General features: G+C 67.9%; 21 protein-coding genes. 8 read left to right on the top strand and 13 right to left on the bottom strand.

The window, feature by feature from the left end:
• Positions 1-64 precede the first annotated feature (64 nt).
• A complete protein-coding gene (locus KR541_RS32850; protein ID WP_252996706.1) occupies positions 65-715 on the bottom strand; it encodes a GntR family transcriptional regulator in 651 nt (216 codons plus the stop codon).
• Between the two features lie 53 nt (positions 716-768).
• Here KR541_RS32850 and KR541_RS32845 point away from each other — a divergent pair, with 53 nt between their 5' ends.
• Positions 769-1935, top strand: coding sequence for a pyridoxal phosphate-dependent aminotransferase (locus KR541_RS32845; RefSeq protein WP_216090098.1), 1167 nt, complete (start codon positions 769-771; stop codon positions 1933-1935).
• A gap of 178 nt (positions 1936-2113) precedes the next feature.
• Here the strand turns inward: KR541_RS32845 and KR541_RS32840 are convergent, their stop codons facing one another.
• Entirely contained in the window at positions 2114-3460 is a 1347-nt protein-coding gene (locus tag KR541_RS32840; RefSeq protein WP_089490421.1) for an MFS transporter, read from the bottom strand.
• Positions 3461-3757: 297 nt separating this feature from the next.
• Here KR541_RS32840 and KR541_RS32835 point away from each other — a divergent pair, with 297 nt between their 5' ends.
• The 3 genes from KR541_RS32835 (at position 3758) to KR541_RS32825 (ending at position 7977) form a co-directional block, all read left to right on the top strand.
• Positions 3758-4795 carry a LacI family DNA-binding transcriptional regulator gene (locus KR541_RS32835; RefSeq protein WP_080334360.1) on the top strand — a complete coding sequence of 346 codons (1038 nt, stop codon included), beginning with the start codon at positions 3758-3760 and terminating at the stop codon, positions 4793-4795.
• A gap of 189 nt (positions 4796-4984) precedes the next feature.
• Positions 4985-6766 (top strand): IlvD/Edd family dehydratase, encoded by a 1782-nt coding sequence (locus tag KR541_RS32830; RefSeq protein ID WP_204384514.1) that lies wholly within the window; start codon positions 4985-4987, stop codon positions 6764-6766.
• Between the two features lie 32 nt (positions 6767-6798).
• Positions 6799-7977, top strand: a complete 1179-nt coding sequence (locus tag KR541_RS32825; RefSeq protein ID WP_050016820.1) for a fumarylacetoacetate hydrolase family protein — start codon at positions 6799-6801, stop codon at positions 7975-7977.
• A gap of 186 nt (positions 7978-8163) precedes the next feature.
• Here the strand turns inward: KR541_RS32825 and KR541_RS32820 are convergent, their stop codons facing one another.
• A complete protein-coding gene (locus KR541_RS32820) occupies positions 8164-9981 on the bottom strand; it encodes a methyl-accepting chemotaxis protein (protein ID WP_050016818.1) in 1818 nt (605 codons plus the stop codon).
• A 28-nt stretch (positions 9982-10009) separates the two neighbouring features.
• Here KR541_RS32820 and KR541_RS32815 point away from each other — a divergent pair, with 28 nt between their 5' ends.
• From KR541_RS32815 to KR541_RS32805, 3 genes are all read left to right on the top strand, one after another.
• Positions 10010-10306, top strand: coding sequence for a hypothetical protein (locus KR541_RS32815; protein WP_124592751.1), 297 nt, complete (start codon positions 10010-10012; stop codon positions 10304-10306).
• A complete protein-coding gene (locus KR541_RS32810; protein ID WP_216090097.1) occupies positions 10303-11889 on the top strand; it encodes a methyl-accepting chemotaxis protein in 1587 nt (528 codons plus the stop codon). Before KR541_RS32815 ends, KR541_RS32810 begins: the two co-directional genes overlap by 4 nt.
• A gap of 184 nt (positions 11890-12073) precedes the next feature.
• Complete coding sequence (locus tag KR541_RS32805) at positions 12074-14035, top strand: phosphatase PAP2 family protein (RefSeq protein WP_089490423.1); 1962 nt, start codon at positions 12074-12076, stop codon at positions 14033-14035.
• Positions 14036-14069: 34 nt separating this feature from the next.
• Here KR541_RS32805 and KR541_RS32800 read toward each other — a convergent pair whose 3' ends face one another.
• The 9 genes from KR541_RS32800 to KR541_RS32760 form a co-directional block, all read right to left on the bottom strand.
• Positions 14070-14300, bottom strand: coding sequence for a hypothetical protein (locus KR541_RS32800; RefSeq protein ID WP_235356277.1), 231 nt, complete (start codon positions 14298-14300; stop codon positions 14070-14072).
• 65 nt (positions 14301-14365) lie between these two features.
• Positions 14366-15889 carry a UxaA family hydrolase gene (locus tag KR541_RS32795; RefSeq protein ID WP_216090096.1) on the bottom strand — a complete coding sequence of 508 codons (1524 nt, stop codon included), beginning with the start codon at positions 15887-15889 and terminating at the stop codon, positions 14366-14368.
• Entirely contained in the window at positions 15886-17049 is a 1164-nt protein-coding gene (locus KR541_RS32790; RefSeq protein ID WP_216090095.1) for a mannitol dehydrogenase family protein, read from the bottom strand. Before KR541_RS32790 ends, KR541_RS32795 begins: the two co-directional genes overlap by 4 nt.
• Before the next feature lie 31 nt (positions 17050-17080).
• On the bottom strand, positions 17081-18091 hold the full coding sequence (locus KR541_RS32785; RefSeq protein WP_050016808.1) for a zinc-binding alcohol dehydrogenase family protein: 1011 nt from the start codon (positions 18089-18091) through the stop codon (positions 17081-17083).
• Positions 18092-18113: 22 nt separating this feature from the next.
• Entirely contained in the window at positions 18114-18989 is an 876-nt protein-coding gene (locus KR541_RS32780; protein ID WP_050016806.1) for an amidohydrolase family protein, read from the bottom strand.
• Positions 18986-20002 carry an aldo/keto reductase gene (locus KR541_RS32775; protein WP_050016804.1) on the bottom strand — a complete coding sequence of 339 codons (1017 nt, stop codon included), beginning with the start codon at positions 20000-20002 and terminating at the stop codon, positions 18986-18988. Before KR541_RS32775 ends, KR541_RS32780 begins: the two co-directional genes overlap by 4 nt.
• Positions 20003-20031: 29 nt before the next feature.
• A complete protein-coding gene (locus KR541_RS32770; protein WP_089490428.1) occupies positions 20032-20979 on the bottom strand; it encodes an ABC transporter substrate-binding protein in 948 nt (315 codons plus the stop codon).
• Between the two features lie 42 nt (positions 20980-21021).
• A complete protein-coding gene (locus KR541_RS32765; RefSeq protein WP_050016800.1) occupies positions 21022-22053 on the bottom strand; it encodes an ABC transporter permease in 1032 nt (343 codons plus the stop codon).
• A complete protein-coding gene (locus KR541_RS32760; protein ID WP_124630168.1) occupies positions 22046-23590 on the bottom strand; it encodes a sugar ABC transporter ATP-binding protein in 1545 nt (514 codons plus the stop codon). Before KR541_RS32760 ends, KR541_RS32765 begins: the two co-directional genes overlap by 8 nt.
• 233 nt (positions 23591-23823) lie before the next feature.
• On the opposite strand from KR541_RS32760, the gene KR541_RS32755 reads away from it, so the two are divergent.
• Entirely contained in the window at positions 23824-24525 is a 702-nt protein-coding gene (locus KR541_RS32755; protein WP_050016796.1) for a FadR/GntR family transcriptional regulator, read from the top strand.
• A gap of 39 nt (positions 24526-24564) precedes the next feature.
• On the opposite strand, the gene KR541_RS32750 is transcribed toward KR541_RS32755, so the two are convergent.
• Positions 24565-25893, bottom strand: coding sequence for an MFS transporter (locus KR541_RS32750; protein WP_050016794.1), 1329 nt, complete (start codon positions 25891-25893; stop codon positions 24565-24567).
• Positions 25894-25993: the final 100 nt, after the last annotated feature.

Raw genomic sequence — 25993 nt, 5'->3', positions numbered from 1 at the left:
GACACCAGCCGTTCCCAAAGCCGGTCCTATGAACCGCTTGATAACTGCGGCTCGGCCCGCATTCCTACCGCCTCCGCAACGCCTGAGCCAGCGCATCCCCCGCAGCCAGAATATGCGCTGACAAGGCCGCACACGCTGCGTCCACATCACCCTCGCGTATCGCCCGAACGATGTTCCGATGCTCATCATTCGAGCGATCCTGCCAGTCGAGCTGCTGCCACGTCGCATACAAATGCCGCGCACTGGCCCGATGCATGTCGCCAATCGCAGCGACGAGCCGCGGCATCCCGCACCGCACTGTCAATGCGCGATGAAACCTCAGGTTCAGCGTGCCAAGCACGGCTATGCCACGCGCCACCGCTTCCTGATCGAGGATCGCATCGAGCTCCTCCAGCGCATGTGCATCGAGAACGGGAATCGCCTCCCGCAGCGCCAGCGCCTCGAAAGCAGCACGCATCTTCGCCATTTCAAGCACGTCCGCCGGCTCGAGCGGCGCCGCCCGCACGCCTCGTCGCGGCTCCACCGCGGCCAATCCCTGCGCTTCCAGCCGTCTGAACGCCTCGCGTACCGGCACATGACTCGCACCGAACTCTGCCGCGATATGGTCCTGACGCAGCCATTCCCCCGGCGCGATGGCGCCCGAGATGATGCGGTCCGCCAATGCGCCAGCGATCCGATCGGCCAGCGAGCGATCCTCCTTGACTTCCAAATTCATCCCGACCACCATGCATAGATTATCTATTAAATTGTAACAAACCCGGAGGCTCGATGCGCCACCACCGCCCTGTCCGTCTGCAGCACATCGCCGGTATCGGTGTCGATCGCATGGGTTCGATCGCCGATCATGCCGACGTCGACCTTTTGCGACTCGAAAATCTCGATACCGACATCCCGCCTACCGCGGAAGCGCTCGCCTTCACCCGGGCGGCCATCCAGCGAGATTCGGCCAACTCCTATCTGCCATTCGTCGGTCAGGATCGGCTACGCGCGAGCGCGGCCGCCCACGTGTCGGCGCTTTCCGGGCAGCGCTTCACGGCCGACCAGGTGGTGGTGTCGGCGGGCGGACTCTCCGGCATTCTGAATACGTTGCTCGCTACCGTCGAGACCGGCGATGAAGTCATCGTCACCGATCCGACGTACGCAGGTCTGCTGAACCGCGTCCGCCTGGCGGGCGGCGTGCCGCGGCAAGTCCCGTTCGCCTTCACGCTGGGCGGCGAATGGAAGCTGGACCAGGCCGCGCTGCGGGCCGCAATCGGTCCGAAAACGCGAGCCATGCTGCTGATGTCTCCGTCGATGCCTTCGGGCGGGTTCTTCGACGCGTCCGACTGGCAACTGATCGCGAGCCTCTGTGTGCAGAACGATCTGCTGCTGATCCTCGACAGCGCGATGGAACGGCTGCTCTTCGATGGACGCACGGTCATCCATCCCGCCGGCCTGCCCGGCATGGCCGAGCGTACGGTGACGATCGGTGCGGCGTCGAAGGAACTGCGCATGATCGGCTGGCGGGTCGGCTGGATCGTCGCGCCGGAATGGTTGATTCCCGATCTTGTGGCCGTGTCGCTCGCCAATGTCGTGGTGCCGGTCGGCATTGCCCAGGAGGCTGCGGCGGTTGCGCTAGAACACTCCGCATCCGATCTGCCTGGCTATGTGAGCGAACTCGAGAGACGGCGGGACACGGTCGCCGCCGAACTATCCGGGCTCCCGTTCGGCATGCCGGCGGGCGGCTGGTCGATGCTGCTGCGCGTGTCCGACTTCGGCCTGACCGGATCGCAGATGTCGGAGCGGTTGCTGCGCCGCGGCGTATGTGCGACGGCCATGACCGGATGGGGTGTCGCACACGGCGAGCAGTACGTCCGTTTCGTGTTCTCGAACGAACCGGTTGAACGGTTGCGCACGCTCGGGGACAAGGTGCGCTTCGCACTGGAGGACGCATGACGGCCGCTCACGAGAAAAGCGAGCAGCGAGCAGGGCGTCGCTGGTTGGAGAGATCCGGAATTCCGCGTGTGATCGTCGAGCGAACTCACACGAGATCAATCCACATGACCTGATGCATCCGGCGCCGGGGACGACGCGATATCGCGGCCCCCAGCGGACGTAACGTTGAACGAACGCCCTACCGCCCCACCGGCGGCCGCAAAATATCGCGTGGAATCGACGCGATCAGCACGCAGCTGACCAACAGGCAAGCACCGAGCGCATAGGTGCCGTTGTTGATGTTGCCGGTCATTTGCTTGGCGACGCCGGTGATCATCGAGCCCGTGAAGCCGGACAGGTTGCCCACCGAGTTGATCAGCGCGATGCCGGCGGCCGCGGCCGTGCCGGACAGGATCTGCCCCGGAAAGGTCCAGTAGATCGGCATCAGTGCGAGGATGCCGCAGGTGGCGATAGTCAGGAATACGATCGACATCGCCACGTTCTGCGCGAACGCCGCGCTCAGGATCAGGAAAACGCCGCCGATCAGCGCGGGAATCGCCGCGTGCAGGCGGCGTTCGCCGGTTTTGCGCGAGTGCGACGCGTTCCAAACCATCGCGAAGATCGCCGTCAGGTACGGAATGGCCGTCAGCACGCCGATGTGCAGCGGGCTGTGCACGCCCGACGCGCGGATGATCGACGGCAGCCAGAAGGCCAGCCCGTAGAAGCCGGTATTGAACGTCAGCAGGATGAAGGTGAGCAGCCAGACGCGCGGGCTGCGCAGCGCGGCGCCGATGCTGTGCGACTTGTGCGCGGCCTCGGATTCGAGATTGCGCGACAGCACCGCTTTCTCGTCGGCGGACAGCCATTTCGCCGACTGCGGGCCGTCGCCGAGGCAGGCCAGCACGATGAACGCCACCACGATCGACGGCAGCCCTTCGAGCAGCAGCATCCATTGCCAGCCGCTCATGCCCGACAGGCCGTGCGTCTGCTCCATCAGCCAGCCGGACACCACGCTGCCCAGCGTCAGGCTCAGCGGGATCGCGACCAAAAAGCCCGACATCGCCACGCTCTGGCGGCGCGCCGGGAACCAGTAGTTCATGTACAGGATGACGCCCGGGAAAAAACCCGCTTCGCACAGCCCCAGCAGGAAGCGCAGCGTGTAGAACATCGTGGTCGTCTGCACGTGGAAGAACTGCGCGAGCGGCACGATGAACGCCATCGACGACGACACGATTCCCCACGTGATCATGATTCGTGCGATCCAGAAGCGTGCGCCGTAGCGGTGCAGCAGCAGGTTGCTGGGCATCTCGAACAGGAAATAGCCCCAGAAGAAGATGCTGGCGCCGAGCGCATAGACGCCGTCGCTCAGGTTCAGGTCGTCGAGCATCTGCAGCTTCGCGAAGCCCACGTTGACGCGGTCCAGGTAGGCCACGACGTAGCACAGCAGCAGCAACGGCAGGATGCGCCGCATGACCTTGCGGTAAAGGGCGTCTTCGGACGAGTCGGCCGCGGCCGGTGCGGCAGCGGCCTGCGTTAGGGATGGCATCGGTCTGTCTCCTGGTTGTATCGATCTTCTTCGTACCGTCGCGTGCGCTTCGCGCATCGATGTTACCGATAACATCCGGTGGCAAAAAAAAGCCGACGAGGCGACGGGAGCGATCGGCACGCTGATACCGGTAACAACGTTGAAGGTAGCATGCTGCGATACGCGCATACAAGTGCCGCCGAACGCGTGGTTTCCCTAGTACGGAGCTTACCGCGACGGGTACGGCGCGACCCGCCTGCGCGGTATGCCGCACCGGTATGATGTAGCCTTTCCGGCTTTCTCCCGATCGCGATTCCGATGCCCAGTCCCACCGCCGTCCGGCCCGCCGGGCCGCCCCGCATGTCCGACGTAGCGCGCCTCGCCGGCGTATCGAAGATGACGGTGTCGCGCGTGCTCGCCGGCCACAGCGTGGCCGCCGAGACGCGCGCACGGGTCTGCGAGGCCATCGACCAGCTCGGCTACGTGGCGGATGCCGCCGCCGGTGCGCTGTCGTCGGGACGCTCGGAATTCGTCGCGGTGCTGGTGCCGTCGCTGTCGAGCTCCAACTTCTCGGACACCGTGCGCGGCCTGACCGATGCGCTCGAGCCGCATGGTCTGCAATTGCTGCTCGGCGATACCGATTACGACCTGGAACGGGAAGAACGGCTCGTCCGCTCGATGCTGCGACACCAGCCGCGCTGCATCGCGCTGACGGGGTCGCAGCACACCGAAGCGACGCGCAAGGTGCTGGAGCGCTCGGCGATTCCGGTGGTCGAGATGTGGGACCTGCCCACGCGCCCGATCGACACCGCCGTCGGCTTCTCGAACGTGCGCGCCGCCCGTGCGATGGTGCGCCACCTGGCCGAGCGCGGTTACCGGCGCATCGGCTTTCTGGTCGGCGCGAGCGAACTGGATCGCCGCGGCCTGGACCGGCTCAAGGGCTACCAGGCGGAGATCAAGGCGCTGGGCCTGGGCGAACCGCGCGTCGTGCGGCTGGGCGAATCGCCGATCACGATGAGCCACGGCGGGCCCGCGATGGCCGCGCTGCTGGAGCGCTGGCCGGATACCGACGCGGTGATGTGCGTGAGCGACATGTCGGCATTCGGCGCGATCATGGAATGCCACCGGCGCGGCCTCACCGTGCCCGCCGACATCGCCGTGGCCGGCTTCGGGAACTTCGAAGTCGCCGAGTGCTGCCACCCGACCATCACCACCGTGTCGGTCGATGCGTACGGCATCGGGCTGCGCACCGGCGAAGCGTTGCTGGCGGCGCTGCAAGCGCGCGACGGCGGCGAGCCGACCGACTCGAAAAGCATCCGTATCGACTACACGATCATCGCGCGGGAAAGCGCGTGACAAGCCGACGGCCGCGCGCGTCCCAAGACGCGATGCGCGCGGCTTCGCACCGGCCCCCTGCCCCATTCCTTCGCCACGCGCGCACGAAATCCCTTCCGCTACGCAAAAAAGCCGTGCTAACATCCAATCGATGTTACCGGTACCATCCGGCACGCAAAATGAAGAAGGCCCCTCAGGAGACAGCCTGCCATGTCACACACCCCTCGCCGTCTGCGCAGCCAGGAATGGTTCGACGACCCCGCGCACGCAGACATGACCGCGCTCTATGTCGAGCGCTTCATGAACTACGGGTTGACGCGCGAGGAACTGCAGTCGGGCCGTCCTGTCATCGGCATCGCACAGACGGGCAGCGACCTCGCGCCGTGCAACCGCCACCACATCGAGTTGGCCGAACGCACCAAGGCCGGTATCCGCGACGCGGGCGGCATTCCGATGGAGTTCCCCGTGCATCCGCTGGCCGAGCAGAGCCGCCGGCCCACCGCCGCGCTCGACCGCAATCTCGCCTACCTCGGGCTGGTGGAAGTGCTGCACGGCTTTCCGCTGGACGGCGTGGTGCTGACGACCGGCTGCGACAAGACCACGCCCGCGTGCCTGATGGCCGCGGCCACCGTCGACCTGCCCGCGATCGTGCTGTCGGGCGGCCCGATGCTCGACGGCTGGCACGACGGCAAGCGGGTCGGCTCGGGCACGGTGATCTGGCATGCGCGCAACCTGCTCGCGGCCGGCGAGATCGATTACGAAGGCTTCATGCAGCTGACCACGGCGTCGTCGCCGTCGATCGGCCACTGCAACACCATGGGCACCGCGCTGTCGATGAACAGCCTCGCCGAGGCGCTGGGCATGTCGCTGCCCGGGTGCGCGAGCATTCCCGCCGCCTATCGCGAGCGCGGCCAGATGGCTTACGCGACCGGCAAGCGCGCGGTCGAGCTCGTTCGCGAAGACCTGCGCCCGTCGACAATCATGACGCGCGCGGCGTTCGAGAATGCGATCGTCGTGGCCTCCGCGCTGGGTGCATCGACGAATTGCCCGCCTCACCTGATCGCGATTGCGCGCCACATGGGCGTCGAACTGAGCCTGGACGACTGGCAGCGCCTGGGTGAAGCCGTGCCGCTGCTCGTGAACTGCATGCCGGCCGGCGAATACCTCGGCGAGAGCTTCCACCGCGCCGGCGGCGTGCCCGCGGTGCTGCGCCAGCTCGATGCGGCCGGCCTGCTGCGGCGCGACTGCCTGACCGTATCGGGCCGCGCGATCGGCGAGATCGCCGACACCGCGCAGGACGCCGACCGCGACGTGATCCGCACGCCCGACGCGCCGCTCAAGCATGGCGCCGGCTTCATGGTGCTGTCGGGCAACTTCTTCGACAGCGCGATCATGAAGATGTCGGTGGTGGGCGACGCGTTCCGCCAGACTTACCTTTCCGAGCCGGGCGCGGAGAATACGTTCGAGGCGCGCGCGATCGTGTTCGACGGCCCCGAGGATTACCACGCGCGCATCAACGATCCCGCGCTGAACATCGACGAGCGCTGCATCCTCGTGATCCGCGGCTGCGGCACGGTCGGCTATCCGGGCAGCTCCGAAGTCGTGAACATGGCGCCGCCGGCCGAGCTGGTGAAGCGCGGCGTGACGTCGCTGCCGTGCATGGGCGACGGACGCCAGAGCGGCACGTCGGCCAGCCCGTCGATCCTGAACATGTCGCCGGAAGCCGCGGTCGGCGGCGGTCTCGCGCTGCTGCGCACGAACGACCGCGTGCGCGTGGACCTGAACCGCCGCAGTGTCGACGTGCTCGTCGACGAGGACGAACTCGCGCGCCGCCGCGAAACCGCCAGCTTCACCGTGCCGCAGGCGCAAACGCCGTGGCAGGAACTCTATCGCCGGTTCGTCGGACAGCTGTCCACCGGCGGCTGCCTCGAACCGGCCACGCTGTATCTGAAGGTGATCGAGCAGCGCGGCAACCCGCGCCATTCGCACTGACCCCGCCGCCCCCGACTCTTGCCGAGCTGACCATGCGTACTCCTTCCGTTTCCGACTGCCTGCCGCACGACCTTGCCCACGCGCTGCTGATCGGCCGCGTCTGGCGGCACGACGGCGCCCACGCGGGCCCGAGCGTCGTCGCCGTACGTGGCGGCGAAGTGTTCGACATCACGCGCACCGCGCCAACCACTGCCGACCTGTTCGACCGTCCCGATGCCGTCGCGGTCGCGCGCACGGCCCCCGGCGAATCGCTCGGCCGCGTCGAGCCGTTGTTGCAGGCGGCGCTGGACGGCACGCCGGGCGCGACGCACCTGCTCGCGCCGTGTGACGTGCAGGCGATCAAGGCGTGCGGTGTGACCTTTGCGGTCAGCCTGATCGAACGCGTGATCGAGGAACAGGCCGGCGGCGATCCGGCCAAGGCGCGGGAAGTACGCGACACCATCGCCGCGACCATCGGCACCGACCTGTCGAAGATCGTGCCGGGCTCGGAAGCCGCGCTGCGCCTGAAGGCGGAGCTCGAGCGCCGCGGCGCGTGGTCGCAATACATGGAAGTCGGCATCGGCCCGGACGCCGAGGTGTTCTCCAAGGCGCAGCCGATGTCCGCGGTCGGCTTCGGCGCGGACGTGGGGCTGCTGCCCATATCGGTGTGGAACAACCCCGAGCCGGAGATCGTGCTGGCGGTCGCCAGCGACGGCAGGCCGGTCGGCGCGACGCTCGGCAACGACGTGAACCTGCGCGACGTCGAAGGCCGCTCGGCGCTGCTGCTCGGCAAATGCAAGGACAACAACGGCTCGTGCGCGATCGGCCCGTTCGTGCGGCTGTTCGACGATGGCTTCACGCTCGATGGCGTGCGGGAATGCAGCGTGTCGCTGCGCGTCGAAGGCGCGGACGACGGCTTCGTCCTCGACGGCATCAGCCACATGCGCGAGATCAGCCGCGACCCGGCCGCCCTCGTCGCGCAGACCTGCGGCGCGCATCACCAGTATCCGGACGGCTTCATGCTGTTCCTCGGCACGATGTTCTCGCCGATCCAGGATCGCGACGCGCCCGGCGGCGGATTCACGCATCACCTCGGCGACCGCGTGACGATCTCGACGCCCGCGCTCGGCGCGCTCGTCAACACCGTGCGGCTTTGCACGGAGATCGCGCCGTGGACCTTCGGCGTGCGCGCGCTGTATGCGAATCTGGCCGCACGCGGGCTGCTTGCCTGAACGGAACGAAGGCGATACCGCCTCCCCGCTTGCGATCGATCGCAGTCAGCCACGGCGTGGGCGACGCACCAGCGGACCGGCGCAGGATACGAACGAAATCCCGCCCGTCGTCGGCGGGTACGCCAGCCGGACCGACTTAGCCGCGCCGCATGAAACAGGGGCCCGCTGGCCCCGTCAATCAAACCCTCACACCGCCACCGCGCGCTCCGCCAGCTTGAACTCGCCCACCGTCTGCGCGAGCCGGGCCGCCTGCTCGCGCAGCGACGTCGCGGCTGCCGCCGATTGCTCGACGAGCGCCGCGTTCTGCTGCGTCGTGTCGTCGAGTTGCGACACCGCCTGATTCACCTGCTCGAGCCCCGTGCTCTGCTCCTTCGCGGCGACGCTGATCTCGGCGATCACGCTCGTGATGTTGCGCACGCCGTCGACGATCTCGTCCATCGTCGCCCCGGCCGTCTGGACGAGCCCGGAGCCGCCCTCGATCTTCTCGACCGACGAGTGGATCAACTGCTTGATTTCCCGCGCGGCCTGCGCGCTGCGCTGCGCGAGCGCACGCACCTCGCCGGCGACGACCGCGAAGCCGCGGCCGTGCTCGTTCGCGCGCGCCGCCTCGACGGCGGCGTTCAGCGCGAGAATGTTGGTCTGGAACGCGATGCCGTCGATCACGCCCACGATGTTGGCGATCTCTGCCGACGCCTGCGTGATGTCGTTCATCGTCGACACGACTTCGCGCACGACCGTGCCGCCCCGCAGCGCGACATCCGACGCCGATTCCGCCAGACGGTTCACCTGGCTCGCCGCATCGGCCGAGTTGCGCGCCGTGCCGGCGATCTCCTCCAACGCCGCGGCCGTTTCCTGCAGGCTCGACGCCGCGTGTTCGGTGCGGGCCGACAGATCCTGGTTGCCCTGCGCGATCTCGGCGCTCGCGAGGTTGACGGACGTGCTGAACGCGCGGATCTGCAGCAGGATCGCACTGATCTTCTCGGCGAACGCGTTGAACGCGCGCGCGATCTGCGCGGCTTCGTCCGCGCCGTCGGCCGGCAGGCGCTTCGTCAGGTCGCCGCTGCCGCTCGAGACGTCCGTGAGCGCGTCGCGCACCATCAGGATGCGCTTGAAGGCCGCGTTCGTCATCGCGCCGACGAGCGCGGCCGCGATGATGGCGACGATCACGATCGCCAGCAGCGTGGTCGTCGCGACCGCGCGCATGCCGGCCGTCACGTCGCCCTTGTCGAGCGCGAGCACCAGCGACCAGTCGGTGCCGACGATCGGTTGTGCGCGCATCAGCTTGGCGGCGCCGTCGATGTCGACCGCGACGGGCGCCGACGCCGTCTGCAGCGCGCCGAGGTGATCGGCATCGAGTTCCGGCGACAGGCCGGTGGCCGGCTTCATGATCAGGTCGGTCTTGGCCGACGCGATCACGCGCGCGCCCTTGTCCACCAGGAACGCGAAGCTCGCCGGCGTCGGGTGAACGGATGTCACGATCGAGCTCACGTTCTCCATGAACAGGCTGGCGGCCAGCACGCCCTTCACCGCGCCGTCGCGCACCACGGGCACCGCGAACGCGACGGCCGGCTTGCCGCTCGTCGCATCGCGGTAGAGCGCCGTCACGACCAGATGGCCCGCGCCGACGGCCTGCTTGTACCAGGGCCGCGCGGTCGGATCGTAGCCGGGGGCGAGCGGCACGTTCGAGAAGGCGGTCTTGTCCGGCAGGCCGAGCGTCAGCACCTCGAAGCCGCCCGACTTGCCGAGCAGCTTCAACGCCGGCACCGGGTCTCCGTCGCCGATCGCGATCGTATCCGCGAGCGCCTGGGTTTCGCGCGACCGGCTGGCCACCCATTCGTCGATCGCCAGCGCGTGGCCGGCGAGGATCGATTTGTGATTCTGGTCGATGGCCTCGTCGTTGTGGGTCTTGACGACGTAATAGACGAGCCCGCCGGTGACGGCCAGCGCCGTCACGACGATGGCGACACACGTCGCCAGGATCCGTGCGCGAATTGATGACAGCATGATGACTTCGGTCTCCGTTACCGCGTGATTGAACTGGATCGCTGAACAGGGCGACCCTGATCCGTTTAACGGCACCGTCGGCGGGAAGTTGAGCGATGCCGGACGGACGGCGACCGGCACGGGTACGCCGAGGCAGAAACCGGTTGTGGTACGCGAAAACGGAGCCGTTCGTCCGTTCGGCGTGACGAATGCGGAGCGCTGCCGGATTTTTTTGACGACAGGCAACCCGCAAACGATTGCCTCGGGCGACGGTCCTAAACTGTTCACTCTCCGTTCCGTTAATCAGGAAATCTATTTAATACCCACAACTGGATTCCTCCTATGAATGATCGACGATTAACGGTTCGCACGAAGCTGATCATGGCTTTCGGACTTCTTACGTGCACGGTCGTGCTCGTCTCCGTCGTCGGCATCGTCTCGCTCGGCAACGCGAACGCGGCATTCGACCATTATGTCAACGGCATCAACGCCCGCGCGACCCTGGCGGACAAGGTGCTCGCCGCCGTCGACCGGCGCGCGATCGCCGCCCGCAACCAGGTCCTCGCGGCCAGCCCGCGCGATGCGGACATCGAGAAGGAAGCGGCGCTGCAGGCCGACCGCGAAGTCGGCGCGCTGATGGGCGAACTGACGAATGCGGTCCGCGAGGGGAGCGGCGCGTCCGACAAGTCTCGCGAACTGGTTCGGCAAATCGCGGCGATCGAGGCGCAGTACGGCCCCGTGGCGCGCGCCATCGTCGACGCGGCGGCGAACAACCGGCGCGATCAGGCGATCACGATGATCAATGAACAGTGTCGACCGCTGCTGGCGCAGCTTGTCGCGGCCACCGACACGTATGCGAAGTACTCGCGCTCGCGGGCCGACCAACTGGTGAAGGAATCGGACGACCGTTATACGTCGCGACGACTGATGCTGATCGCGATCTGCATCGCCGCCGCCGCCGCGGCCGCGATCTCGGGCCTCTTCATCACCCGCGGCCTGCTGCGCGCGCTGGGCACGGAGCCTGCCGTGCTCAGCGATATCGCCGGCCATATCGCCGCCGGCAATCTCGGCGCCGAAGCCGCGACCGGCGCCGCGCCGGCCGGCAGCGTGCTGGCTTCGATGCGCGACATGCAGGCAAACCTCATCCGCCTGATCTCGGAGGTTCGTACCGCATCGGGCAACGTCGCGACCGGCGCCGGCGAAATCGCGTCCGGCAACCAGGACCTGTCGTCCCGCACCGAACAGCAGGCCGCGTCGCTGCAGGAAACCGCGTCGAGCATGGAGCAATTGACGTCCACCGTGCGCCTGAACGCCGACAATGCGCAGCAGGCAAGCGGCCTCGCCAACAACGCATCGGAGGTCGCGCAGCGCGGCAGCTCGGCCGTCGGCCTGATGGTCGACACGATGACGGACATCAGCGCGAGTTCCGCCAAGATCGCCGAGATCACCGCGATCATCGAAGGGATCGCGTTCCAGACCAACATTCTCGCGCTCAACGCGGCCGTGGAGGCCGCCCGCGCCGGCGAACAGGGCCGCGGCTTCGCGGTGGTGGCGAGCGAAGTCAGAAGTCTTGCGCAGCGTTCGTCGAGCGCCGCGAAGGAAATTCGCGAGCTGATCTCGCAATCGGTCCGGAAAATCCAGGACGGCTCGCATATCGCGAACAACGCGGGCGATACGATGAGCGAGGTCACGCACGCGATTTCGCGCGTGACCGACATCATGGGCGAGATCGCCGCGGCGTCGAGCGAGCAGAGCCGCGGCATCGAGCAGGTCAATCTGGCCATCACGCAAATGGACGAGGTCACCCAGCAGAATGCGGCGCTCGTCGAGCAGGCGGCCGCCGCCTCGAAGTCGCTCGAGGAACAGGGAAACCGGCTTGCCGAGGCCGTCTCGCTGTTCCGGCTGGACACGCGCGCGGTGGGCGCGTAGGCCGGCGCCCTCTATCGATGACGGACGGCGCATGAATTCCGCCGTCCGTCATGTTCAGCATCGGAAATTAACCAGATAGTGGGAATTTTCGCCCGCCGCATGCGACGCGAAACAATTCCGTAACGACCGCGTAACGATCGCTGACCACAATCCTCCGTCTTCTACCCTCAGGATGGAGTCTTGCATGTTTGCGTCACGAAGCCGTTTCCCGCTGCACGTCGCGGCATTGTCGAGTGCGATCGTACTGGCTGCGTGCGGCGGCGGCGACGACGTCGCGTCGACCGCCACGATCGCCGCGGCCGTTCCGGCGCCGCCCGCCGACCCCGGCTTCGTCGACAGCGCGCCGATCCCGAGCGCGCCCGCTTTCGTCGACAACGTCGCGACCAACCAGCGCGGCGATGCGCGCTATGCGACGCTGTCGACCAACGCCGCGGTGCGCGTGTTGAGCCGTTTTCTCGACCTTTGGCAACCGGCGACGATGCTGGTCGACGCGGGCGTGACCGCGCCGGCGAACGGCGCGTTCCCGGCCATCTCGCCGTCGACCTGCTCCGGGCTGCCGAACAGCGGCGTGCCGTGCGGTACGATCCTGAACGATGCGGTGCTGTCGGCCAACGTGCAGTACGTGGTCAACGCGACGACCGCCCGCACGCCGCAGCAGGCCGATGCCGCGTACTACGACGACCGGCGCGGCAAGGGCTACAGCGTGACCGACGGCATGGGCCCGCTCACCGCCGCATGGCGCACCGCGGCCCAGCAGACCACCAGCATCACCAGCGTGCCCGCCGATGCGACGACCGTGCTGTACAACGATTCCGGCAACAACGTCGGTGTCGGCAGCAGCGGCGGCAACGCCAGCTTCGGGAAGGTCGTCGACCTGCTCAACGAAATGGGCAACAACGCGTCGACCGAACCGTCGAAGCGCTTCTTCAAATATGCGCGCCCGTACCGCTGGAGCAGCAGCGTGGTCGTCGCGCCGACGCTCGTGCCGGCCGAGAGCACGACGCCCGCGACCGACGGCGGCTTCATCAGCGGCCACACGGCCGAGGCGATGCGCGATGCGACGACGATGGCGTGGCTCGTGCCGGAACGCTTCCAGGAAATGGTCAGCCGCGGCCTCGAACTCGGCGAGAACCGGATCCTCGCCGGCATGCATTCGCCGCTCGACGTGATCGGCGGACGCATGCTCGCGCTGGCCGTCAGCGCGGCGAACCTGACCGCATACGCCGGCGACGCACAAGCCGCGTACACGCAAGCCCATCAGACGCTGCAACAACTGACGGGCACGAGCGCGACGACCTTCTCCGCATTCGCGCGCTCCGGCACGACGGCCACCGACCGGTTCGCCGACTACACGACGAACAAGACCGCATTCCTGCGCCGCATGACGTTCGGCTTCGGCGCGATCGAATCGACGAACGCGCCGCCGGTCGTGCCGAAGGGCGCGGAGATCCTGCTGCAGACGCGCTTTCCGTACCTGAGCGCCGACCAGCGGCGCGTCGTGCTGAAGACGACCGAGCTGCCGTCCGGCTATCCGGTGATGGACGACGCGGAAGGCTGGGGCCGCCTGAACCTGTTCGCGGCGGCCGACGGCTACGGCGCGTTCAACGGCAACGTGATCGTGTCGATGGACGCATCGCAAGGCGGGCTCAGTGCTGCCGACCTGTGGCGCAACGACGTCGCGGGCGCCGGCAAGCTGACGCTGCAAGGCAGCGGCACGCTGACGCTGGCGGGCAACAACGCGTACACGGGCGGCACGCAGGTGAGCGGCGGCACGCTGGCGGCCGCGTCGGCGACGGCGTTCGGCAAAGGCGACGTGTACGTCGGCCCGGGCGGCAGCGTGCGGATCGCGGCCGCCGCGCCGGTGACGATCGCGACCCGCTACACGCAGCTCGACAACACGACGCTCGAACTCGATATCGACGGCAACGGCGGTGGGCGTCTGCGCGTGGGCGGGCCGCTCACCGTCACGGGCGGCACGCTGCACGTGACATTCGTGAACGGCTACGCACCGAAGGCCGGCGACACGATCGCGCTGATCGACGGCGCGGCGGCGGCCGCGAAGTTCGCGACGGTGACGGTCGACGGGTTCAAGGCCACGCCGGTCTACACCGCGACGGGCGTGTCGATCACGCTGTCGGCGGCGTAACCGGCAGCGAAGCTCGATCCTGCAACGGCGCCGCTCACGGGCAAAGCCGCGTACCGAAGCGCCGTTGCAGTTCGATGATCGTCGGCAGGTTGAAATCGTGGACGTCCGGCGCGGCGCCGCCCTGCCGCCGGCTAACCTCGACACTGAGTTCCAGCGCACGCGCGCGCGTCTCGGCGAGCAACCTCAGCGCCTCGCCGAGCAAGCCCTTCTCGAGTTCCGATAGCGAGCCGTCCTGATCGATTTCGCCGATCGTCGGCTCGCGCATGCGGGTTTCCATCGCGGCTTCTCCTTCGCTGTCCGATTGCGCGCGGTCGCACGTCGCGTCGCGCATCACATGACCGCGCCGCGCAGCCACGGCACGAATTCGCGTTCGCCAATGCCGTTGTCCTCGCTGCGGGATCTGCGTCCGGACGCGACGTCGAGCATCAGCCGGAACAGCCGTTCGCCCGCTTCATCGACCGTCAGCGAACCGGCGACGATCCCGCCGCTGTCGAAATCCATATCCGATTGCATCCGCTCGAACAGGCCGGTCGTCGTCGCGATCTTGATCGTCGGCACCGGCTTCGAGCCGAACACCGAACCGCGGCCCGTCGTGAAGCACACGAGATTCGCGCCGCCGGCGATCTGCCCGGTGGCCGACACCGGGTCGTAACCGGGCGTATCCATGAACACGAGCCCGGCCTGCCGCACCGGCTCCGCATAGTCGTAGACCGCGCGCAGCGGCGAGCGGCCGCCCTTCGACACCGCGCCGAGCGACTTCTCGAGAATCGTCGTGATGCCGCCGGCGAGGTTGCCGGGCGACGGGTTGTTGTTCATTTCGCCGCCGTCGTCGGCGACGTAGCGCTCCCACCACTGCAACCGGCCGAGCAGACGCTCGGCCACGTCGCGCGACGCCGCGCGCGCGATCAGCAGATGCTCGGCGCCGTAGATCTCGGGCGTCTCGGACAGAATCGCGGTGCCGCCGTTGCGGACCAGCAAGTCGACGGCCGCGCCGAGCGCCGGATTCGCGGTGATGCCCGAGTAGCCGTCGGAGCCGCCGCATTGCAGGCCGACCGTCAGCCGCGAGGCCGGCACGGCGCTGCGACGCGCACCGTCGGCCGCCTCCACCAGTTCGCGCACGATCGACACGCCTTTGGCCACGGTGTCGCGCACGCCGCCCTCGTCCTGGATCACCAGCGTGCGCACGGTGCCGGGCGCGGCCGCGTCGAGCCGTTGCGCGAGCGCGCCGACCTGGTTGACTTCGCAACCAAGGCCGACGAGCAGCACGCCCGCAAAATTCGGGTTCCGTGCATAGCCGACGAGCGTGCGCCGCAGCAGTTCGATGCCGTCCCCGGTCGCGGACATTCCGCAGCCGCTCTGATGGGTGATCGCGACGACGCCGTCGACGTGACCGAACGCATCGAGCGCGCCGTGCCGGTAAGCATCGGCGATCGCATGACAGACGCTCGCCGAACAATTGACGCTCGCGATCACGCCGACGTAGTTGCGGGTCCCCACGCTGCCGTCGGGCCGCACGAATCCGTCGAAGGTATCGCGGCGATCCGTCGCCACGTCGTGCGCGTCGCCGACGAGCCCGTCGTCGTGCGCATGCCGCTCGGGCATCCCGACGTTGTGCACGTGCACGTGCTCGCCCGCGGCGATGTCGCGCAGCGCGACGCCGATCGGCTGCCCGCATTTGACGATCGCGCTGCCGCGCGCGATCGGCGCGGTGGCGACCTTGTGGCCGGCCGGTACCGCGTCCGCCAGCCGCAACGGTGCGCCGTGCACGTCGATCGGCACGTCCGGCGCCAGCACGTCGAGTGCGACGGCGACGTTGTCGTTGCCGTGAAGGATCACGACTGCCGGTTGCTTCACGATGTATTTCTCCCAGTGGTTGCGATGCCGGCCGGCTCATAGCGGGCGACGAGTTGCCGCAAGCGCGGTTGGTCGGCCGGCAGCGCCAGCGAATCGGCGAGCGCGAGCAGCGGCTCGATCCGCCGCGCCACCTTCTCGCGATGGTTGACCGCGATATCGGCGATGCGATGCGCGAGAAACGGATTCAGAAAGCGCTCGCGCACGCTGTCGACGTAGCGTTCGGCCGTTTCGCGCAGGCCGAGCGCGACGAACACCGGCGCGACTTCATCCCGCCACACGGCTTCGAGACCGTCGCGCAGCCGCGCATCGTTCATCGCGTTCAGCACCGTTTCCGATGCGTCGCGCCCGGCCGCGAGCCACTGTTCCGCGAGCCAGCTGTGCCCGAGATTGAGGAAGAACAGCTTCAGCCGCTCGTGGCTGCGCAAATCGTCGGTGACGACGATCTGTGCATGCCGGCACGGCAGCGCCATGCCCGCACGTCGTTCGATCGCCCATAGCGCATACGGCTCCGCGATCGCGCCGACCGGATGAAGCGGCTCGGACACGATGCGGTCGACGAGCGAGTTGACCCACACGCAGCGGTTGCCCAAATAGTCGGCGAACGCGCCGGGCAGCCGCCACCGGCGTGCGAGGCCCAGCACGATGTCGCGCAGCGTGTCGCCGTTGTTCGTCACCAGTTCGCAAGGCAGGATGGACACGCCGTCATCGGGCCGCACCTGCCAGCGCGCATGCAGCAGCGCGAGCAGCTTCGCCGGAAAGCCGTGCGGCGCTTGCCCGGGTTGGGCCAGCAGGTCCACGGTGTCGCGCGGATCGGCACGATAGCCTGCGTCGCCGGTGTTCGACACGATGGCGCGCACCGTCTCGATCGCGGCGCCGCGTATCTCCGCCCAGTCGCGCTCGGCGTCCCACGCGCGATGCACGGCGCGGCACTCGACGACTTCGTCGACCACGCCGCCGCGCTCGCGCCCGCGAATCCGCACCGGATAGCGGCCGGTGGCGCGCAGCGCGTCGATGCGGGCGCGGCTGGCCGGATTGCCGGTCGTCTGCACGACACCGATGCCGCCCATCGCGTGGGCATCGTCCAGCGCCTGCGAGACGAATAGGTCGACGTGCGCGAGCAGGAAGCGGCTCGTGCCGAATTGCAGGATCGGCGGCGTCATCGCGTGCGCTCCGCGTGCCGGATTCGCTGGATCAGCATTCGACGAGCGCCTTCACGACGGTCTGCCCTGCATCCAGCAGACGCGGCAGCGCGTCCGGCACCTCGTCGAGCCGCATCCGGTGCGTGTTCAGCGCGCGGTCGGGAATCCTCCCTGCCCGCATCGCGTCGAGCACCGTCGCGAAATCCTCGGCCGTCGCGTTGCGGCTCGCGAGCAGCGTCGTTTCCCGTTTGTGGAATTCGGGATCCGAAAACGCGACGTGCCCGCGCACGATCGAGATCAACGTGTATTTGCCGCCATGCGCGACGAATTCGAAACCGCGATTCATCGCATCGAGGTTGCCGGTCGCGTCGAACACCGCATCGAAATACTCGCCGTTCGTCAGCGCGGCGAGACGCGCCGCGTCGCCTTCCCCCACCTCAACCGCCGCATCGACCGCCAGATGCTGGCGGCAAAACGCGAGCCGGTCGGCCCGCGTGTCGAGGCACGTGACGTCGGCGCCGCGCAGCTTCGCGAAGATCATCGCGGCCATGCCGATCGGCCCGGCGCCGACGACCAGCGCGCGCTGCCCGGCACGGACGTCCGCGCGCCGCACCGCATGCGCGCCGATCGCGAGAAATTCCAGCATCGCCGCCTGGTCGAGCGAAATGCCGTCGGCCTTGTGGACGAACTGCGCGGGCACGCTCAGGTATTCGGCCAACGCCCCGTCGCGATGCACGCCGAGCACCTTGATGTTCACGCAACAGTTCGTGTTGCTGTGACGGCATGCGACGCAGTGTCCGCACGACAGATACGGCATCACGTATACCGCATCGCCGGCGCCAAGCCCCGACGCCGGCTCCGCGTCGACGACGACCGCCGAAAGCTCGTGGCCCATCACGCGCGGATAGTCGAGGTACGGCTGGTTGCCGGTAAAGATGTGCAGGTCGGTGCCGCAGATGCCGACCCGTTGCACGCGCAACAACACTTCGCCGCTGCCGCGCACGGGCGGTTCGCGATGCTGCACGCGCAGCACGCCGGGGGATTCGCAAATCACGCTGAGCATGTCGGGTTCCTTTCGTTCTGGTTCATTCGTCGTGGCGTGCGGTGTCGATCCGGTAGAAGCGGCGCGCGTTGCCGCCGAAGAGGCCGTCCAGCGCCGTGGCGCCGAGCAACCGCGCGCAATCGTCCTCGCACGCGGCCAGCCATTCGCCGTATCCGCCGCATGCCGACGCGAGCCGCAGCACCGGCCAGTCGCTGCCCCACATCAGGCGCGTCGGCCCGAACAGATCGGCCAGCGCATCGACATACGGCCGCGTGCGCGCGCGCACCGCATCCGGGCCGGCCGACGGCCCCGCTTCGGTCCAGAGGCCGGACAGCTTGCAGTGAAGGTTCGGCAGGCGCGCGAGCCGGCTCATCGCCGACAGCCACGGCTGCAATTCGCCGCGCTCGATGAACGGCTTCGCGCCGTGGTCGATCACGATCGGCAGATCCGGATGGCGTCGCGCGAACGCATGCAGCGCATCGAGATGACGCGGCATCACCAGCGCATCGAAACCCAGCGCATGCTTGCGCATCGCGGCGACCGCGCGATCCAGCCGCGGATCGTCGATCCACGCGTCGTCCGGCAGATCCTGCAGCATCGGTCGCAAGCCGCGCGCCTTCGGCGCGGATGCAAACGCCGCGATTCGCGCCGGTGCGTCGTCGGCCTTCAGGTCGACCCAGCCGACCACCGCGCCGACGCGCGGCGTTTCAGCCGCGAGATCGAGCAGAAAGCGCGTATCGGCTTCGCTCGGCAGCGACTGCACGAGGACGGTGGTATCGATGCGCGCCGCGTCGAGCAGCGGCGCGAGATCGGCCGGGCCGAAGTCCCGGTGAATCGCATCGAGTTCGGCCGGCGGCCAGCAACCGGCTCGCGCACCGATGCGCCAGTAATGCTGATGGGCGTCGATCCGTGCGGTCATGCGCGTGCTCCCGGCACCGGCGCGTGCGCATCGATCAGACCTTCGTCGCGCAGCGCATCCCACAGCTCGGCCGGCGCGGGGCGCTCGAACCAGTCGATGTTCTGCTTCAACTGGGCCACGCTGCGCGCGCCGACCACGCACGACACGACGGCCGGATGGCCGAACGGAAATTGCAACGCAGCGGCGGGAAGCGGCACGTCGAAGCGGTTGCACAGCGCGCCGAGCCGCGTGGCCTTGTCGATCACGTCGGCGCTCGCGTCCGCATAGTTGAACTTGCCGTTGCCGGCGAGCAGGCCGGAATTGAACACGCCGCCGATCACGATCGCCGTCCCGTCACGCGCGCACGCGTCGAGCAGCGGTTCGAGCGCCGTCTGTTCGAGCAGCGTATAGCGGCCGGCCAGCAGCACCGCATCGAGTTCCGCTTCGTTCCGCGCGTCGGCCGCGACTTCCCATTCGTTCACGCCGAGACCGAACGCGCCGATCTCGCCGCCCGCGCGCAGCGCGTCGAGCGCGCGAAACCCGCCGCCACGCGTCAACTGTTCCCAGTAGTGCGCGTGACGATCGCCGTGCGTCATCGCGCCGATGTCGTGCACGTACAGCATGTCGACGCGCGCGAGCCCGAGCCGCTGCCGGCTGTCGTCGTGCGAGCGCATGATCCCGTCGTAGCTGTAGTCGTAGACCGGCCGGAACGGCAGCGGCTCGGCCCAGCCGTCGTCGCCCGGCTGCACGCTGGCGTCGGCGCGCATCAGCCGCCCGACCTTCGTGCTGAGCGTGAACGCGCGGCGCTCGCGCGGGGCGAGGCCGGCCCCCACGCGCCGCTCGGACAGCGTGTAGCCGTAATACGGCGCGGTGTCGAAATAGCGCAGGCCGGCCGCCCACGCGGCGTCGACGAGCGCGGCGGCATCGGCGGCCGACATTGGCCGATAAAGGCCGCCGAGCTGCGAGCAGCCGAGGCCGAGCGCGGACACCGTCAGCCCGCTGCGCGGCAAGGTGCGCGTATCGTTTGCGTTCATGAGGCGTGACTGGATGCGGGGTAAAGGGATCAGTACAGGACGTTCTTCGCGGCTTGCGAATCGAGATTCTGCTTGTCGACCATCACGACGCCGGTATCGATCAGCTTCGGCGCGGGCTTGCGCTCGATCACGTCGAGCGCGGTACGCACGCCCTGGTTCCCCATCTGCCACGAGCCCTGCACGGCGATCGCCTGCACGGTGCCGTCGCGCACGAAGCCCTGCAAGTCCTCGTTGCCGTCGAAGCCGATCGCCACCACCTTGCCCGCCTTGCCGGACTGCTTCAGCGCCCGGCCCATGCCGACCGCGGTCGGCTCGTTCGCGCCGAAGATGCCCTTCAGGTCCGGGTTCGCCGACAGCACGTCGGTCGTCTGGTTCAGCGCGGTCGCCATTTGCGATTGCGAGTAGTAGGGGCCTACGACCTGCAGCTTCGAATGGCTCTCGAGGTACTTGCGGAACCCGCCGACGCGGCTGACCTCGGACCCCGCGCCCGGCACGTACGACATGATCGCGATCTTGCCGGACTGCCCGATGCGGTCGATCAGCGCCTTCGCGCACAGCGCGCCCGCCTTTTCGTTGTCGGTCGACAGGAACGCCTGGTAGTACGGCTTGCCGGCGTCCGCGATCGCCGAGTCGATCAGCACGACGGGAATGTGCGCTTCCCACGCCTTCTTGATCGCGGGCACGAGCGCATCGGGATCGGACGGCGCGAGCACGATGCCCGCCACGTGACGCGTGACCGCGTTGTCGACCATGTTGACCTGCCCGCTGATATCGGACTCGGCCGCCGGGCCCTGGAACGTCATCGTGTAGCCCTTGGCGCCGTCGAGCGCCGCCTTCGCGCCCTTCTGCACGTTCTGCCAGTAGTTCGAATTGACCGTCTTGACGATCACCGCGATCTCGCCGCCCGCCGCATGCGCGCCGCTGCTGCATACCGCGAATACGCACGCCGATGCCGCCAGCAGGATGGATTTGTTCATGTCTCGCTCCGCTTCTCGTTGGTAGGGACTGCTTGCTGCCGGTCAGGGCCGGCGATTGCGCAACTGGTCGATCCACACCGTGCCGAGGATCACGACGCCGATGATGATCTGCTGGATGAAGCTCGACACGCCGTTCATGTTCAGGCCGTTGCGCAGCACGCCGATCACGAACGCGCCGATCGCCGTGCCGGAAATCGTGCCGACGCCGCCCATCAGCGACGTGCCGCCGATGACCGAACTGGCGATCGCGTCGAGCTCGTACATCACGCCTTCGTTCGGCTGCCCGGTGACGAGCCGCGACATCAGCACGCAGCCGGTCACGCCCGCGAGTGCGCCGGACAGCACGTAGGTGAACAGCTTCACGCCCTGCACGTTCACGCCCGACAGCCGCGCGGCTTCCGCGTTCGACCCGACCGCGTAGATATGCCGGCCGAGCGACGTTCTCGACAGCAGCACGGACACCACGACGAACAGCACGACCATGATCACGACCGGATACGGGATGCCGGGAAAGGTCGTGTCGGGGAACCCGTCCGCGCCGATGTGCGAGATCCGCAGCAGCGCGCCGTTGCCGAGCGCGCCGAACGCGTCGCCGAGATCCGAGACCGGCCGCGCGCCGGTGATCTGCAGCGCGATGCCGCGCGCGACGAGCATCATGCCGAGCGTCGCGATGAACGGCGGCAGGCCCATCTGCGTCACGCAGATGCCGTTGACGAGCCCGCACAGCGCGCCGACCAGGATGCCGGCCGCCATCGCGGCGGGCACCGGCACGCCGGCCTTGACCAGCAGCGCCGCGCACACGCCGGCCAGCGCGAGCACCGAGCCGACCGACAGGTCGATGCCGCCGGTGATGATCACGCAGGTGGCGGCCACGCCCAGATAGGCGATCGACGTGACCTGCAGGCCGACCGTCATCAGGTTGTCGACCGAGAAGAACGCCGCGCTCGATATCGAGAACGCGAACACGAGCACGACGAGACTGCCCAGCGCCGCGAACTTCTGGATCAGGTCGCGCCGCCGCTGTCGCGCCGCCCGTTCGTCGGCCTGGCTTCGATCGGATGTCATTTCAAGCATGGGAACGCCCCGACGCGTAGTGCATGATCTCCTCCTGACTGGTGTGTTGAGTGTCGAGCAACGCGGTCAATCGACCTTCGTGAAACACGGCGATCCGGTCGGTCATGCCGAGCAGTTCGGGCAATTCCGAACTGATCAGCACCACGCCGACGCCGTCGGCGGCGAGCCGGTCCATCAACCCGTAGATCGCGAATTTCGCGCCGACGTCGATGCCGCGCGTCGGCTCGTCGAAGAACAGGATCTTCGAGCCGCGGTACAGCCATTTGCCGATGACGACCTTCTGCTGGTTGCCGCCGGACAGGTTGCGCACGCGCTGGTGCACCGACGGCGTGCGAATCGCGAGGTCCTGCACGTAGCGGCGCGCGACGTCGAGCTCGTCGTCGAAGCGCAGGAATCCGAAGCGTGACGTGATGCCGCGCACGTTCGCGAGCGTGAGGTTCGCCGCGACGGGCATCGGCAGCGCGAGCCCCTCCTTCTTGCGGTCCTCCGACAGATACGCGATGCCGTGCCGGATCGCCTCGCGCGGCGAGCGGATCGTCACGGGCCGGCCGTGCAGCGCGATCGTGCCGCCGTCAATGCGATCCGCGCCGAAGATCGCGCGGGCGATCTCGGTGCGCCCGGCGCCCATCAATCCCGCGAAACCGAGGATCTCGCCGCGGCGCAGCGCGAACGACACCGGCCCGAACACGCCGTCGCGGCGCAGGTCGCGCACGTCGAGCAGCACGTCGTCCGTCGGCACCGATTGCCGCGACGGATACGCGTCGTCGAGCGTACGTCCGACCATGCGCGCGACGATGTCGTCGATGCTCACGTCGGCGAAATCGTCCGTCGAGATGTGACGCCCGTCGCGCAGCACCGTCACGCGATCGACGATCTGCGCCATTTCGTCGAGCCGGTGCGAGATATACAGAATCGCCACGCCGTCGGCGCGCAGTTCCTCGATGATCCGAAACAGCTGCACCGTCTCCGCTTCCGTCAGCGACGACGTGGGCTCGTCCATGATCAGCACGCGCGCATCGTGCGACAGCGCCTTCGCGATCTCGACCATCTGCTGCTGCGCGATGGACAGCACGCCGACCTTCGTCGTCGGGGCCACGTTCAGCCCGATGCGCGCGATGCAGCGCGTCGCATCCGCGTTCATCCGTTTCGTATCGACGAACGGCCCGCGCCGCGGCTCGCGTGCGAGGAACAGGTTCTCCGCCACGCTCAGGTGCGGGACGAGATTGAGTTCCTGGTGAATGATCGAGATGCCGGCCGCCTGCGCTTCGGAAGCCGAACGAAATCGCACCGGCGCGCCGCGATAGTGAACGACGCCGTCGTCGGGCAGGTACTGGCCGCTGATGATCTTCATCAGCGTGGATTTGCCCGCGCCGTTCTCGCCGCACACCGCATGCACCTCGCCGCGGCGCAGGTCGAGGCGAATCCCGTCGAGCGCGAGGACGCCCGGGAAGCGCTTGCGAATCCCGTCCAGGCGCAGGATCTCCCGGTCCGCTTCGTCGTGCGCGGCCTGACCGGGCAGATTGCGAGGCATTGCCATTGCGTCTCCTTGGGGTGGATCGACCGCGGCACTATCTGGTCAGTCCAATTTGGATGAATTACAGCAATCAAACCGAATTTGGTCAAGCCAATTTATCTATCCTCATCCGATCTTACCAATAGTGAAAACCCCGACATCCGGATGAACCCGCTGCCAGACGGGGCAAAGCGGCAGGCGTGATAGACTCCGCGACACGCGCTTGCGCCGAAAGCGCATTGATCCCTATCACTCGTATGAAATCGACAGAACCCAAGCGGCTTTACCAATCGGTCGCGGCCCAGATCGTCGCGTTGATTCGCCAGGGCGAATTCGCGATCGGCGAGCGGCTGCCGCCGGAGCGGGAGCTGGCGCTGACGCTCGGCGTATCGCGCCCGTCGCTGCGCGAAGCGCTGATCGCGCTGGAAATCGGCGGGCAGATCGAGATCCGGATGGGCTCCGGCGTGTATGTGCGCGACACGGCGGCCGACGCGGTCGGCCCGATGGCCACGCTCGGCGACAGTCCGTCGGAATTGATGCAGGCGCGCGCGGCCGTCGAGGGCAGCGTCGCCGCGCTGGCCGCCGCGCGGATGACGGCCGCGATGCTCGAGCGCCTGCGCCGCACGGTGCAGCGCATGAAGCGGCTCGCGGAGGCCGGCAAATCCCCGGTCGAAGCCGACCGGCAGTTCCACATGCTGATCGCGGAAGCCGCCGGCAATTCGGTGCTCACCCGCTTCGTCGGCGAGCTGTTCGACAGCCGCCACGACCCGATCGCGACCGCGATGCGCGGCCATGCGGAGAATCCGCAGACGTGGACGGCCGCCGTGCGCGAGCACGAGGACGTGCTCGTCGCGTTGCAGGCCGGCGATCCGATCGCGGCCCAGACGGCCATTCGCGCGCACCTTCGCGCGTCGGAAGCGCGGTGGATCGAGGGTGGGCTGAAAGCCGATCCGGATTGAGCGGGCGCCGGCGCGCGTCGGCGAGGGCGCGGCAACGCGCTATTCGACGCCCTGCCACGCGGCCCGTTCGCTCGTCGTGCGGCGCGACGGCAGCGTGCGCGGCACCAGGCTCGTCACCAGCACCGCGCCGACCACCAGCAGCCCCGCGACCACCGCGAACCCGGCATACGGCGCGCCGGTACGTGCGAACAGGATGCCGACCAGCCACGAACTGAACGCGCCGCCGAGCGAACCCAGCATGCTGATCACCGCGATGCCGGCTGCCGCCGCGCGGCCGGTCAGCTGGGCAGCCGGAATCGTCCAGAACACGATCGGCACGGTGAACGCGCACAGCTGCGCGATCGCCAGCAACGCGACGGTGACTCCTACATGGCCGACCGAGAAGCGCAGGAGCAGCAGACTGCACGCGGTGACGAGCATGCAAGCCACCGTATGCCAGCGGCGCTCGCCGTATCGGTCGGAACTCCATGCGATCGCCACGTTGCCGATCATCGTGAACACGGAAATCAATCCGGACAACCAACCGATTCCGGTAACGCTCGCGACCCCGGCCGCCTTCAGCACCGTGGGCGACCAGAACGTCACCGTCCCCATCCCGACGTAGACGCAGAAATAGATCGCCGCCAGCCCCAGCACGCGCGCGTGGCGAACGATGTCGAGCACGCCCGTTCGGTCATGGCCGACCACGGCCGACGCCCGCTCCGCGTCCAGATCGCGCAACAGCGCCTGCCGGTCCGCAGGCGACAGCCATGCCGCCCGTTCCGGCCGGTCGCTCAGCATCAGCGGCGCAACCAGCCCGAGCGCAATGGCCGGCAATCCCTCGATCAGGAACAGCCACTGCCATCCGCGCAACCCCATCGTGTCCTGCAGGTGCGCCATGATCCAGCCGGACAGCGGTCCGCCGATCATCCCCGCGACCGGAACGGCGAGCAGCAGCACGCTGTTGACGCGGGCGCGCACCCTATCCGGAAACCAGTACGACAGGTACAGGATCAGGCCCGGAAAGAAGCCGGCCTCGGCGGCGCCGAGCAGAAACCGCACCACGTACAGCGACACGCTGCCGGTCACGAACATCTGCGCGACCGTGCACAGGCCCCACAGCGCCATGATCCGCATCAGCGTGCGGCTCGCGCCGATGCGCGCCAGCAGCAGGTTGCTCGGCACCTCGAACGCGGCGTAACTGATGAAGAAGATGGCCGTCGCGGAGCCGAATACGGCTTCGCTCAAGCCGAGGTCCTGCAGGAACTGCAGCTTGGCGAACCCGATGTTGACGCGATCGATGAAGTTGACGACGTAGCAGACGAACAGAAACGGAATCACGCGCAGCGCGATCCGGCGATACAACAAGGCAGGGGGTGACTCGGACATGGACCGCTCCCGGTATGTGGACAGGCGTCACGAACAGGCGAGGCGTTGCGGGGTAATTATACAAATCCCGTATTTCGGGATTTATTGGTAGTTAACACGA

The sequence above is a fragment of the Burkholderia sola genome, assembly GCF_905400185.1.
GTDB lineage: Bacteria > Pseudomonadota > Gammaproteobacteria > Burkholderiales > Burkholderiaceae > Burkholderia > Burkholderia sola.
Note: the sequence above shows the minus strand (reverse complement) of the source record. Positions and strands in the feature narration are given on the sequence as shown.

Coding starts and splice junctions, on each gene's coding strand:
- KR541_RS32850 (WP_252996706.1), bottom strand. CDS start 715: ATGAATTTGGAAGTCAAGGAGGATCGCTCGCTGGCCGATCGGATCGCT.
- KR541_RS32845 (WP_216090098.1), top strand. CDS start 769: ATGCGCCACCACCGCCCTGTCCGTCTGCAGCACATCGCCGGTATCGGT.
- KR541_RS32840 (WP_089490421.1), bottom strand. CDS start 3,460: ATGCCATCCCTAACGCAGGCCGCTGCCGCACCGGCCGCGGCCGACTCG.
- KR541_RS32835 (WP_080334360.1), top strand. CDS start 3,758: ATGCCCAGTCCCACCGCCGTCCGGCCCGCCGGGCCGCCCCGCATGTCC.
- KR541_RS32830 (WP_204384514.1), top strand. CDS start 4,985: ATGTCACACACCCCTCGCCGTCTGCGCAGCCAGGAATGGTTCGACGAC.
- KR541_RS32825 (WP_050016820.1), top strand. CDS start 6,799: ATGCGTACTCCTTCCGTTTCCGACTGCCTGCCGCACGACCTTGCCCAC.
- KR541_RS32820 (WP_050016818.1), bottom strand. CDS start 9,981: ATGCTGTCATCAATTCGCGCACGGATCCTGGCGACGTGTGTCGCCATC.
- KR541_RS32810 (WP_216090097.1), top strand. CDS start 10,303: ATGAATGATCGACGATTAACGGTTCGCACGAAGCTGATCATGGCTTTC.
- KR541_RS32805 (WP_089490423.1), top strand. CDS start 12,074: ATGTTTGCGTCACGAAGCCGTTTCCCGCTGCACGTCGCGGCATTGTCG.
- KR541_RS32800 (WP_235356277.1), bottom strand. CDS start 14,300: ATGCGCGAGCCGACGATCGGCGAAATCGATCAGGACGGCTCGCTATCG.
- KR541_RS32790 (WP_216090095.1), bottom strand. CDS start 17,049: ATGACGCCGCCGATCCTGCAATTCGGCACGAGCCGCTTCCTGCTCGCG.
- KR541_RS32785 (WP_050016808.1), bottom strand. CDS start 18,091: ATGCTCAGCGTGATTTGCGAATCCCCCGGCGTGCTGCGCGTGCAGCAT.
- KR541_RS32780 (WP_050016806.1), bottom strand. CDS start 18,989: ATGACCGCACGGATCGACGCCCATCAGCATTACTGGCGCATCGGTGCG.
- KR541_RS32775 (WP_050016804.1), bottom strand. CDS start 20,002: ATGAACGCAAACGATACGCGCACCTTGCCGCGCAGCGGGCTGACGGTG.
- KR541_RS32770 (WP_089490428.1), bottom strand. CDS start 20,979: ATGAACAAATCCATCCTGCTGGCGGCATCGGCGTGCGTATTCGCGGTA.
- KR541_RS32765 (WP_050016800.1), bottom strand. CDS start 22,053: ATGCTTGAAATGACATCCGATCGAAGCCAGGCCGACGAACGGGCGGCG.
- KR541_RS32760 (WP_124630168.1), bottom strand. CDS start 23,590: ATGGCAATGCCTCGCAATCTGCCCGGTCAGGCCGCGCACGACGAAGCG.
- KR541_RS32755 (WP_050016796.1), top strand. CDS start 23,824: ATGAAATCGACAGAACCCAAGCGGCTTTACCAATCGGTCGCGGCCCAG.
- KR541_RS32750 (WP_050016794.1), bottom strand. CDS start 25,893: ATGTCCGAGTCACCCCCTGCCTTGTTGTATCGCCGGATCGCGCTGCGC.